The organism is Streptomyces sp. NBC_00005 (assembly GCF_045160215.1).
Taxonomy (GTDB): domain Bacteria; phylum Actinomycetota; class Actinomycetes; order Streptomycetales; family Streptomycetaceae; genus Streptomyces.
The window spans coordinates 1,461,173-1,472,630 of record NZ_CP108316.1 but is presented as its reverse complement, the minus strand read 5'-3'; the positions used below and the strand labels follow the sequence as shown (position 1 = coordinate 1,472,630).

Below are 11,458 nucleotides of genomic sequence, written 5' to 3'. Positions count from 1 at the left end.
ACGGTCCGTCACCGGATGCTCGAAGCCATGCATCGACGCCGGCAGGAGGTCACGCAAGATGACGACGGGTGAAGGCTCGCTCGCCCCCAAGAAAAGAAGCCGATCGGCTCCCGGTCGGCAGGACTGGGCGTCGTGGCCCCACTACGACGGGGCGGCCACGGGATTCCGCGGCTACTGGTACCCGGTCACCTGGTCCAGCCACGTCACGGACAAGCCGCAGCCGTTCACGATCTGCGGCGAGAAGATCACGCTGATCCGCGACGGCGGCACGGCATACGCCCTGCACAACCGCTGCCCGCACCGCGGGGTCCCCCTGTCCGAGGGCAACCAGCAGTTCCCGGGCACCGTCAGCTGCCCGTACCACGGGTGGACGTTCGACCTGCCCACCGGCAAGCTGGCTGCAGTCATCACCGACGGACCCGAGTGCCGGCTGACCGGCAAGGTCGGCGTGCAGACGTACGCGGTCGAGGAACGCCTCGGCATGGTGTGGGTGTACATCCCCCTCGCCGACGAGGAACCGCACGACATCGGCACACAGCTCCCCGAGGAACTCGTCGACAACGCCTTCGTCATGGGCGGCCGGATCGAACCGCGCGGCGGCAACTGGCGCTTCGCCTGCGAGAACGGCTTCGACGAGGGCCACGCCAAGTACCTGCACCGCACGGCCCTTTGGCGACTCTTCAAGCCGATGCCGACCTGGAACATCACCCGGATCGTGCCGAAGGGCCGCTGGATCTTCCGCGTGCAGGACGAGGTCCACTGGGAGGCCGACTTCCCCGGCGTGGGCCGCTGGTCCAACAAGCGCTGGTGGAAGATGCAGCCGCCCAAGGAAACCTTCAACATCGGCAACACCGGCGCGGCGGACAGCATCAACCCGACGATCGAGGCCCAGGACTTCCCCGGCTTCGCGTCCCTGTCCATGCCGGGCGTGCTGCGCATCGTCTACCCCAACTTCATCCACTACGAGTTCTACGTCCCCGTCGACGCCGACCACCACAACTACGTCGGCGTGATGGTCAACTTCACCGAGGGCTGGCAGACTCTCGGCTTCTACGCCAAGTACCTGGGCGCCATCCGCTGGCTGTTCCACGGCCAGTTCTCCGGACAGGACGCCTGGATGGTCGACGTCACCGACGCACCCCCGGAGAAGCTCTACCGCCCCGACATCTCGCTGACCGCCTGGCGGAACCTCAGCGAGCAGGAGTACGGCAAGAAGCTGGCCGCGACGGGCACCGACTCATCTGCACAGAAGGAGGCGTGAGCATGCGCCGCACCCTGTTCGCCGTACTGACCGGAGTCGCCCTCGCCATCGGGCTGCCCCTGGCCAAGAAGCGCTTCGAGCGCAGCACCATGACCCAGGTCCACAGGATCAATCAGTGAGCGGCGACGGCCTCGTGGGACTGGACGAGAGGCGCGCCGGCTGGGTCACCGAAGCCTGGCGGCACGTCACCGGCGACCGGCTGCGCGAACTGATCACCGGGCTCGTCGACATCCCGAGCCCGACCGGCGACGAGGGCCCGCTCGCCACGCACATCGCGGGCACCCTGAACGCCGCCGGATGTCGCGCCGAGGTCCAGTCCCTCGACGACCGGCAGGCCAACGCCTGGGCCCGGCTCGACGGTGACGGCACCGGCCCCGACCTCATGCTCTACGCCCCCATCGACACCCTGACCGTGGGCGAGGAGAGCGAGGATCTCCCGTGGATCGGCCCGGAGTTGAGAGCGGACATGCGTCCGCACGCCACCGTCGTCGACGGCGATCTGGTGACCGGCCTCGGGGCGTCCAACCCGAAGGGGCACGCCGCCTGCGTGATGATGGCCGCCGAGGCCGTCGCCCGCGCGGGCATCCCGCTCGGCGGCGACCTGGTCACGGCGTTCGGCGCGGGCGGCATGCCGACCAACGCCCGGCCGGGCAACCCGAGGCTCAACACCGGCCAGGGCGTGGGCTGTTCGTTCCTGCTGGAGCAGGGCGTGTGGACCGACTACGCGGTCATCGCCAAGCCCGGCTGGACGGTCTCCTGGGACGAGGTCGGCCTGGCCTGGTTCGAGGTCACCGTGCCCGGCACGCACACCTACGTCGGCTCCCGTCACCGGCTGCCGTACGACAACGCCATCGCCCGCGCCGGCGAGGTCGCCCGGCACCTGGAGGAGTGGTTCGTCGAGTACGCCGACCGCCACACCGACGGCACCGTCGCCCCGCAGGGCATCGTCTCCTCCATCCGGGGCGGCTGGCCGCGCATGGCCGCGGTCACCCCGGCCACCTGCACACTCAGGGTGGACCTGCGCATCGGCCCGGACACGACGCCGATGCAGGCCAAGCGGGAGTTCCTCGCCGCCCTCGACAAGCTGCCGTGGAACGACATCACCGCCGAGATGATCCTCGCCATCCCCGGGACACGCACCGACCCGGACAACTGGATCTTCCGCAGCACGGCGGCCGGCTGGGAGGCCTTCGAGGGACGCGCGCACGAGGTGATCCGCGGCAACAGCGGCGCCACCGACGCCAACATCCTGCGCGGGCGCGGCATCCCCACCGTACGGGTCGGCATGCCGAAGGTGACCGACGCACCCTTCGAGATCGACTTCGCGCGCGGAATGAACACCGTGTCCCTGCGGGCCATGGAGCGGCTGACGCGCCTGCTGATCCGCACGGCCGTCGACACCGTCACCCGTTCCCACGCAGAGATGGAAGGAGACCCGGCATGACGGAGATCGTCTTCGGGGTCGGCGCGTCGCACAGCACGCTGATGAACACCCACTGGCAGGAGACCCTCCACAAGGACCGCGCCGAACGCTTCCGCGACGGGCTGCGCTCCGCCCGCGACCGACTCGCCGCCGCTCGGCCGGACACGGTGATCCTGGTCGGCTCCAACCACTTCCGCGGCTTCTGGCTCGACCTGATCCCCAGCTTCACGATCGGCGTCGGCGAGTGCATCGCCAGCGGCGAGTCCGGCACGCCGAAGGGGCCGCAGCCGGTGGACGTCCCGCTCGGCCGGCACATCGCCGACTCCCTTGTGGAACAAGGCCGGTTCGACGTGGCCTTCTCGGCCCGGCTGCAGATCGACCACGGCCAGTCGCACGCGATCCAGTACCTCCTGGACGGCCTGGACGTCGAGATCGTGCCGCTGGTCGTGAACGTCTTCGCGCCCCCGCTGCCCACGCTGGAGCGCTGCGAGCAACTCGGCCGCGCCGTTAGGGAGGCCGTACTGGCCTTCCCCGACGACCGCCGCGTCGCGGTCATCGGCTCCGGCGGCCTCTCGCACCGTCTGCCCTGGCCCGACTGGCGCGAACCGCACGGCGAGGACGAGGAGTTCCTGGTCGGCGCCTGGCTCGACGGCCGGGAGAACTGGTCGGACTACGACAAACGCCGCCGCGAGATCATCCGGGCCGCCGAGGCCGCCATCAACCCCGAGTTCGACGACGAGTTCCTGTCCCTGCTGGAGCACGGTCAGGCGCACCGCATCACCGAACTCACCACCGAAGAGCTGGAGAAGACGGCCGGCAACGGTGCGCAGGAGCTGCGCACCTGGCTGCTCATGGCGTCCCTGCTCGACCACACCCCCGCACAGCGACTGGCGTACGAGCCGCTGCCCGAGTGGCTCACCGGCATGGCCGTCGCCGTCCTCGACCCCGCACGCACCAACAGCGAGAGGCACGCATGAGCATCTGGACCGAACTGTCCGGCATCGACTACCGCCACGCCTACGTCGACGCCAACGGCGTCAGGACCCGCGCCCTGCAGGCGGGCCCGGAGGACGGCGAGCACGTCGTGTTCCTGCACGGCACGACCGGCCACCTGGAGGCGTTCGTACGGAACGTCCCCGCGCACGCCGAGGCCGGTTACCGCTGCCACGCCATCGACATGCTCGGCCACGGCTACACCGGCAAGCCGGACCGCCCCGGCGAGATCCCGGCGTACGTGGAGCACCTGATGGCCTACCTCGACGCGGTCGGCGCCGAGCGCGCCCACCTGGTCGGCGAGTCCCTGGGCGGCTGGGTCGGATCCTGGGCGGCGAGCGAGTACCCGGACCGCGTCGCCTCCCTCCAACTGCTGTGCATGGGCGGCACGAAGATCAACCCGAAGGTCATGGAGCGGCTGAAGACGTCCACCCGGGCGGCCGCCGTGGAGGACGACATCTCCTTCACCCGGGAGCGGCTGCGCCTGCTGTGGGCGCAGTGGGACGAGGACCTCGGCGACGAGCTCACCCAGGTCCGCTACGAGATCTACCACCACCCCGACTTCCGGCAGAACCTGCACAACCTCCTGGCCCTGCAGGAGCTCGACGCCCGCGAACGCAATCTGCTCCGGCCGGACCGCATGGCCAGGATCAAGGCCCCGACCCTGGTGGTCTGGGGCAACAAGAACCCCCTCGGGGACGTCCCGGAGGCCGAGGCCATCGCCGCCGCCATCCCCGGGGCCCGCCTGGAGGTCTTCACCGAGTGCGGGCACTGGCCGCAGCACGAGAAGGCCGACCTGTACAACCCGCTCAGCCTGGCCTTCCTCGCCGAGGCCTAGTGAGAGCACGGCGGCCGGGGGCCCGGCGAATTTACACGTGACCCCATGGCCGGATCGCGGCACACATGGTTCCGTTCTCCGGTAGGCAACGGATTGACCGGGAGGTTCTGCGCATGACCGTCACTACGGTCGGCCGCGCCGACACAACACCAGCAGTGGTTCCCGACCCGATGAACTCGGTGCTCGGCAAGGTCAGACCCATCCTCGAGGCGTTCACCGCCGAGGACGCCAGCCTGTCCCTCGCCGAGCTGGTGCGTCGGACCGGGGTGGCCAAGGCCACCGTGCACCGGCTCGCCCAGGAACTCGTCGTCTGGGGGCTCCTGGAACGGGACGGCTGCGACTACCGGCTCGGGCTGCGGCTCTTCGAGATCGGCCAGCGCGTGCACCGCCAGCGCATCCTGCGCGAGGTGGCCCAGCCGTACATGGAGGACCTGCTGCTCGCCACGCAGGAGACCATCCACTTCGCCATCCACGACAGCCTCGACGTCGTGTACCTGGAGAAGATCTACCCGCACCGCGGCCTGAGCGAGGAGTCCCGGGTCGCGGGCCGGCTGCCGCTGTACTGCACCGCCACCGGCAAGGCGATCCTCGCCTTCTCCCCGGGCACGCTGTTCGGCGAGGTGGTCAGAAGCGGCCTGAAGCCCTTCACCCGCCACACGGTCACCTCGCCCGGACGGCTGCGGGCCCAGCTGGAGCGGATCCGGACGGAGGGCTTCGCCGTCGAGGCCGAGGAGATCCGCCTGGGCTACACGAGCATGGCCGTCCCGGTCTTCGGCAGCCAGGACAGTCTGGTGGGCGCGCTGTCCATCACGGCCCCCACCTATCGCATGGATCCTTCCGGGCATGCCGTCGCGCTGCGCGCCGCGGCCCTGGGGATCAGCCGGTCGCTGCGGTGAGCCCGGTGCTCGACGAGGTGCTCACGCGCGCCCGCAAACTGGTCGGGGACTGGGAGAGCGAGGACTGCGGGGTGCTCGCCGTCAAGGACTTCTGCCGGTACGCGGCCGCCCTCAACGACGCCGACTACATCGGCCGGGCCCGCGCCCAGGAGGCGGCCGGGGAGCCCGTCGTCGCTCCCGCGCTCTTCCTCGCCGGGACGATGAGCTGGCAGGACGGCCCGGCCGAGGACGAACTGCGCCCCGACGGACTGGCCGCCCGCGAATCCCCCTGCACCCAGGGCCTGCCGGTACGGCAGGTGCACGGCGGCCAGTCGGTACGCCTGGTCCGTGCCCCAGTCGCCGGTACCCGCGTGACGGCCCTGCGGGCGGTGACCTCGGCGGACCGGCGGCAGGGCCGCTCGGGAGAGTTCGTCCTGCTGGGCGTCTCCACCCGCTTCACCACTCAGAACGGTGACGAACTCATGACCATGGACGAGACGATCGTCGTGCTCGACGGCGTCGAGGACGAGGAGAGCGGGGCCGCCGCGTGACGCCGCCGTCCACCGGACAGACCTGCCCGCCCCGCTGCTACACCCACAGCCCGGTGCAGCTCTTCCGCTTCAGCGCCGTGTCGTGGAACGCCCATCGCATCCACTACGACGCCGGGTTCGCGGCCTCCGAGGGGCATCCCGGCGTCGTGGTCCAGTCGACCCTGCACGGCGAGATGCTCGGCCGTCACGCCCTGGAGTGGGCCGGGCCGGGGGCGAGCCTGGAGTCGGTGAGCTGGCGCAACCGCGCCACCGCCGTGGCCGGGGAACCGCTCACCTGGACCGCGACGGTCCGCGCCGCCGAGCCCTGTGACGGGGGAGTGCGGGTCACGCTCGACGTCTCGGTACTCAAGGACGACGGCGCTCCCTGCGTCACAGGGCACGTCGACCTCACTGTGCGTGCTGCTCGTACCAGCCCTTGAGCAGGACGGTGTCCAGGTCGGGCGACTTCTTGATCAGCTTCTGGCCGAGGAGGAAGTCGACGATCTTCCGTGACTCGGTCACATCGCTGTCATTGATGCCACGGGACGCGAAGGTGATCTCCGGGAGTACCTCCTTGGTCTGTGCGACGGGCAGTTTGGCCTGCTGGTTGGACGCCTTCGCCGCGGCGGCGGGGTCGTCGGTGACGAGCCTGTCCGCCTCGGCCACGGCCTTGAAGACCTTCCCGGCGACGTCCTCGTTGTCCTTGAGCCACTTCTGGTCGGTCAGCAGCCACTGCGCGTAACGCACCCCGAAGTCGCCGATCCTGCCGGCGATGTGCCCGCCGCCTTCCACACCCTTGGCGGCCCACGGATCGAACAGGATGTACCCGTCGATCGATCCCCGCTCCAGCATGCCGGGCATCTCCGGCGCCGAACTCTGCAGGATCTTCACGGACTTCGGGTCGATGCCGTTGTGTTTGAGGTACTCGTGCGTCGCGTACAGACCGAGCCCGCCGATCGACGCCATGGTCCTGATCTTCTTCGGCGAGGTGACGCCCTTGCGCAGGACCACCTTGAGATAGCTGTCGGAGGACTGGAAGACGCCGAGGGACCGAAGGTCGGGATTGGTCGCCATCAGCGGCAGCGCGGTCGAGTCGGCGTTGGCCGAGATCTGCGCGGTGCCCGCGCTCACGGCCTCGGCCGCCGCGGGACCGCCCTCCGTCTTCACCAACTCGACGTTCACGCCCGCCTTTTCGAACAGCCCGCGCTCCTCGGCCAGATAGAACGGGGCGTACGAGGCGTCGACCCCGAGCGCGACACGCACGGTCGGCTTGCCCGCCGCCGACACACCCGTCGCGTCCGTGCTGCCCGCCGTACAGGCCGCGGTGAGGGCCAGCGCAGCGCAGGCCGCGGCGGTCACCACAGCCCTTCTGCCGTTCACGTGCATGTCCATGGGTGTCCTCCCGAGGGCCGGAAACAGCTGGGACCCAGACGCTCCCAGCGCCGCGCCCCGGCGATAAGCGAAGCGTCCCGCCCACCGGACCGAACCCATTTGTCGGGACCCGGCCCGTCCCTACGCTCCGGGCCATGAGCGTTCTTTCCGACGTGCCGACGAGCACGGACCACGACTCGCGCACGATCGAGACGGACATCCTGATCATCGGCGCCGGCCCCGCAGGCCTCTACGGCGCCTACTACGCCGGCTTCCGCGGTCTGCGCGTCGCCGTCATGGACGTCCTGCCCCAGCGGGGCGGCCAGATCAGCGCCATGTACCCCGAGAAACCCATCTTCGACATCGCCGGCTTCCCGGCCGTGCGCGGCCGCGACCTGGTCGCGAACCTGGTCGCGCAGGCGGAGCCCTACGGCCCCCGCTACCTCCTCGGCCACCGGGCGGCCGAGCTGTCCTACGACGCCGACGGCTCACCGGTCGTCCGCAGCGACCAGGGCGCGGTGGTCAGGGCCGGCGCGGTCGTGATCACCGGCGGCGTGGGCACCTTCACCCCGCGGCCGCTGCCCGCGGGCGAGGACTACCTGGGGCGCGGCCAGGTCTACTTCGTGCCGGACCCGGCCGACCACACCGACCACGACGTCGTGGTCGTCGGCGGCGGCGACAGCGCCTTCGACTGGGCCGCGACCCTGGCCCCCGTCGCCCGCTCGGTCCGCCTGGTCCACCGCACCGACCGCTTCCGCGCCCACCGGGCGAGCGTCGACAAGGTCCGCACCCTCGGCATCGAGATCATCACCGACTCCGAGGTGAGCGCGCTGCACGGCGCCGACACCGTCGAACAGGTCGAGCTGCGCCACCGCACCACCAAGGCCACCCGGCTGCTCCCGGCGAGCACCGTCGTCGCCGCCCTCGGCTTCATCGCCGACCTCGGCCCCCTCCAGCACTGGGGCCTGGACCTCGCCGCCCGGCGGATCGCCGTGAACACCCGGATGGCCACCAACCGGCCCCGTGTCTTCGCCGCGGGTGACATCACCGACTACCCGGGCAAGGTGCGCCTGATCGCTGTGGGCTTCGGCGAGGTCGCCACCGCCGTGAACAACGCGGCCACCGTCATCGACCCCGAGGCGGCCCTTTTCCCGGGCCACTCCACCGAGAAGGAGCACTGAGCACCATGGCCTACGTCATCGGTTCGTCCTGCGTCGACATCATGGACCGTTCCTGCGTCGAGGAATGCCCCGTCGACTGCATCTACGAGGGCGAGCGCAAGCTCTACATCAACCCGACCGAGTGCATCGACTGCGGCGCCTGCGAGACGGCCTGCCCCGAACAGGCGATCACCGTCGACCGCCTCGCCGAACCCGAGTTCCGCGCCGACAACCGCCGCTTCTTCGAAGAGACCCTGCCCGGTCGTACGACGCCGCTGGGCACCCCGGGCGGGGCCACCGGCCTCGGTCCGGTGGGCGTCGACACCCCGCTGGTGGTCGCACGGTGACCGCCGCCGAGGTGACCAAAGCGGCAGACGCCCTGCTGGCGGCGGCGCGTGTCAACTCTCCCTGCCCGCCCATCCGTTCACTCCTGGGTGACGGCGACATCCAGGGCGCGTACGCGGTGCAGAGAACGAACGTCGAGCGGGGCGTGGCCGCAGGGCGGCGGATCGTCGGCCGCAAGATCGGCCTGACCTCGCCCGCCGTGCAGGCCCAACTGGGCGTGGACCAGCCGGACTTCGGCACCCTCTTCGCCGACATGGCGGTCCCCGACGGCCGCCGGATCCAGGCGGGCCGGCTGCTCCAGCCGAAGGTGGAGGCCGAGGTCGCCCTCGTCCTCGGTGCCGAACTGCCCCACCACGACTGCACGGTGGTCGACGTGTTGCGCGCGACCGACTTCGCGCTGCCCGCGCTGGAGATCGTGGACAGCCGTATCGCCGACTGGGACATCGGCATCGTCGACACCGTCGCCGACAACGCCTCCAGCGGACTGTTCGTCCTCGGCGCCACACCCGTCCCGCTGAGCGGCCTCGACCTGCGCGGCGTGCGGATGACGATGACCCTCGCCGGCCGGCCGGTCTCCGAGGGAAGAGGCGCCGACTGCCTGGGCGGCCCGCTGAACGCCGCCGCCTGGCTGGCCTCGACACTGGCGCGGATGGGCGATCCGCTGCGCGCCGGGGACGTGGTGCTCACCGGGGCGCTGGGACCGATGGCGGTCGCCGCCCCGGGAGACCGGTTCGAGGCGCGCATCAGTCAACTCGGCCGCGTGGCAGTCGAGTTCGCGAGTGAGGAGGACGCGGCATGAGCGCACTGCGGATCGGCGTCCGCGTCCCGCCCTGCGACCGCGCGGACCGCATCGTCCAGACCGTGCGCCGAGCGGAGCAACTCGGCTTCGACGACGTCTGGTTCCCCGACTCCCAGCTGCTGTGGCGGGACGTGTTCACCACCCTCACCGCCGCCGCGCTCGGCACCGAACGGATCGGTCTGGGCACGGCCGTCACCAACCTGGCGACCCGGCACCCGGCCGTCGTCGCCTCGGCCGCGCGCAGCGTCGCCGAACTCGCCCCAGGCCGCTTCACCCTGGGCCTCGGCGTGGGCAACAGCTCCGTCGGCCCGATCGGACTGCGCCAGACCACCTCGGCGGCGATGCGCGAGGGCCTGGTCATGCTGCGTGCGCTGCTCGACGGCGAGGACTGGGACTTCGAAGCCCCCAAGAACGGCAAGGTCCGCTCACGACTGCGCGACCCGCGACCCGAAGTGCCCCTGCACCTCGCCGCCAGCGGACCGAAGAACCTGCGGCTCGCCGGCGAGACGGCCGACGGCGTGATCCTCCTCAGCGGGGTCTCCCCGAACACCCTGGAGGGAGCGACCGCGCGCGTGCGCGAAGGCGCCGAGGCGGCCGGGCGGGATCCTGGCCGACTCCCGATCACCGTCTCCGCGTTCTGCGCGGTGACCGACGACCTCGAGGCCGAGGCCCGGCTCATCAAACCCATCTGCGCGTCGATCGCCCAGAACGGCGGGGCACCCTTCCTCGCCCTCGCGGGGATCGATGTCGACGTGCCCGCGACGGTCGAGGGGGTCTACCCGGACCTCGTGCACGCGGAGGACTGGGACCGGGCCGTCGAGATCTGCTCGGCCTGGATCAGCGACGAGGCGGCCCTTCGATTCGCCCGGGAATTCTGCCTGTTCGGCACGGCCGAGCAGATCACCGAACGGCTGCGCGCCCTGCCCGCCCACGGAGTCACCGGCGTCTTCCTCCAGCACGTCGGCTCCTACGACCCGCCCACCGACCTGATCGAGGCCGTCGGCTCGGCCGTACTCCCGGCCCTCGACGCCCAACCGGCGAAAGGCTGACCGCACATGACCCACGACATCCGGCACAACTATGCCGACACCCCCTTCGGCCAGCTGCACTACGCCGAATGCGGCACCGGCGATCCCGTCCTGATGCTCCATCAGACCCCGCGCTCATGGACCGAGTACCTCGACGTGCTGCCCCTGGTCGGCACCGCGCACCGGGCGATCGCCATGGACACCCTCGGCTACGGCGCCTCCGCCAAACCCCAGGGACCGCACTCCATCGAGCGCTTCGCCGACGCCGCCGAAGCGCTCGTCGACGCGCTCGGCCTGGAGCGCCTCCATCTGGTCGGGCACCACACCGGCGGCGTGATCGCGGTGGAACTCGCCGCCCGTCTCCAGGACCGCGTCGCGAGCCTCGTCCTGTCCGGCACGCCCTTCATCGACGAGGAGAAGCGGCGCACGGCGGGCGAGCGCAAGCTCGTCGATCACGTCGACCCCCGGCCCGACGGTTCGCATCTGGTCGAGTTGTGGAACCGCCGGCGGGGCTTCTACGAGCAGGGCCAGGAAGCCGCGCTCAACCGGTTCATGATCGACGCGCTCACGGTCCTGGACCGCGTCGAGGAGGGCCACGTGGCGGTGCGGCAGTACGAGATGGACCGGCGGCTGCCCCGCGTCACCGCCCGCATCCTCGCCGTCTGCGCCGCCGGTGACCACTACTCCCTGCCCGCGCTCGAGAAGTTCGCCGCCGCCGTCGGCTGCGAGACCCGCGTCATGACCGGTGGCCACGTGCCACTCCCCGAGCAGTTGCCCGGGGAGTTCGCCAAGGTCGTACTGGCATGGACGGCGTCCGAGTAAGGCGGCCGCCGAG

13 protein-coding genes are annotated in these 11,458 nt (G+C 70.9%); 12 read left to right on the top strand and 1 reads right to left on the bottom strand.

The features are described 5' to 3' along the window. Positions 1 to 58: 58 nt before the first annotated feature. From OG303_RS07220 to OG303_RS07190, 7 genes are all read left to right on the top strand, one after another. Positions 59 to 1,261, top strand: a complete 1,203-nt coding sequence (locus tag OG303_RS07220) for a Rieske 2Fe-2S domain-containing protein (RefSeq protein ID WP_405865927.1) — start codon at positions 59 to 61, stop codon at positions 1,259 to 1,261. Positions 1,262 to 1,376: 115 nt separating this feature from the next. Beyond that, entirely contained in the window at positions 1,377 to 2,705 is a 1,329-nt protein-coding gene (locus OG303_RS07215; protein ID WP_405865925.1) for a M20 family metallopeptidase, read from the top strand. After that, on the top strand, positions 2,702 to 3,661 hold the full coding sequence (locus OG303_RS07210; protein ID WP_405865923.1) for a catechol 1,2-dioxygenase: 960 nt from the start codon (positions 2,702 to 2,704) through the stop codon (positions 3,659 to 3,661). The genes OG303_RS07215 and OG303_RS07210 overlap by 4 nt, the downstream gene beginning before the upstream one ends. Then, positions 3,658 to 4,515 carry an alpha/beta fold hydrolase gene (locus OG303_RS07205; protein WP_405865921.1) on the top strand — a complete coding sequence of 286 codons (858 nt, stop codon included), beginning with the start codon at positions 3,658 to 3,660 and terminating at the stop codon, positions 4,513 to 4,515. Before OG303_RS07210 ends, OG303_RS07205 begins: the two co-directional genes overlap by 4 nt. A 113-nt stretch (positions 4,516 to 4,628) precedes the next feature. Beyond that, positions 4,629 to 5,411: an IclR family transcriptional regulator gene (locus OG303_RS07200; RefSeq protein ID WP_405865919.1), complete on the top strand. Its 783-nt coding sequence runs from the start codon at positions 4,629 to 4,631 to the stop codon at positions 5,409 to 5,411. Beyond that, positions 5,408 to 5,941 (top strand): MaoC family dehydratase N-terminal domain-containing protein, encoded by a 534-nt coding sequence (locus tag OG303_RS07195; protein ID WP_405865917.1) that lies wholly within the window; start codon positions 5,408 to 5,410, stop codon positions 5,939 to 5,941. Before OG303_RS07200 ends, OG303_RS07195 begins: the two co-directional genes overlap by 4 nt. Then, the gene (locus OG303_RS07190; RefSeq protein ID WP_405865915.1) at positions 5,938 to 6,360 is read left to right on the top strand and encodes an acyl dehydratase; all 423 of its coding nucleotides are present in this window, start codon (positions 5,938 to 5,940) and stop codon (positions 6,358 to 6,360) included. Before OG303_RS07195 ends, OG303_RS07190 begins: the two co-directional genes overlap by 4 nt. Here OG303_RS07190 and OG303_RS07185 read toward each other — a convergent pair. Then, positions 6,329 to 7,312: an ABC transporter substrate-binding protein gene (locus tag OG303_RS07185; protein WP_405865913.1), complete on the bottom strand. Its 984-nt coding sequence runs from the start codon at positions 7,310 to 7,312 to the stop codon at positions 6,329 to 6,331. The two genes, OG303_RS07190 and OG303_RS07185, sit on opposite strands and share 32 nt — an antisense overlap. 134 nt (positions 7,313 to 7,446) lie before the next feature. Between OG303_RS07185 and OG303_RS07180 the strand changes: the two genes are divergently transcribed. Genes OG303_RS07180 through OG303_RS07160 form a run of 5 tightly spaced genes read left to right on the top strand, consistent with a single transcriptional unit; the run spans position 7,447 to position 11,445 of the window. Next, a complete protein-coding gene (locus OG303_RS07180; RefSeq protein ID WP_405865911.1) occupies positions 7,447 to 8,472 on the top strand; it encodes an NAD(P)/FAD-dependent oxidoreductase in 1,026 nt (341 codons plus the stop codon). A 5-nt stretch (positions 8,473 to 8,477) separates the two neighbouring features. Continuing rightward, on the top strand, positions 8,478 to 8,798 hold the full coding sequence (fdxA, locus tag OG303_RS07175) for a ferredoxin (protein WP_405865909.1): 321 nt from the start codon (positions 8,478 to 8,480) through the stop codon (positions 8,796 to 8,798). Further along, positions 8,795 to 9,595, top strand: coding sequence for a 2-keto-4-pentenoate hydratase (locus OG303_RS07170; RefSeq protein WP_405865907.1), 801 nt, complete (start codon positions 8,795 to 8,797; stop codon positions 9,593 to 9,595). The genes fdxA and OG303_RS07170 overlap by 4 nt, the downstream gene beginning before the upstream one ends. After that, complete coding sequence (locus OG303_RS07165) at positions 9,592 to 10,644, top strand: LLM class flavin-dependent oxidoreductase (protein ID WP_405865906.1); 1,053 nt, start codon at positions 9,592 to 9,594, stop codon at positions 10,642 to 10,644. The genes OG303_RS07170 and OG303_RS07165 overlap by 4 nt, the downstream gene beginning before the upstream one ends. 6 nt (positions 10,645 to 10,650) lie before the next feature. Beyond that, entirely contained in the window at positions 10,651 to 11,445 is a 795-nt protein-coding gene (locus OG303_RS07160; RefSeq protein ID WP_405865904.1) for an alpha/beta fold hydrolase, read from the top strand. The last annotated feature ends 13 nt before the right edge of the window (positions 11,446 to 11,458 follow it).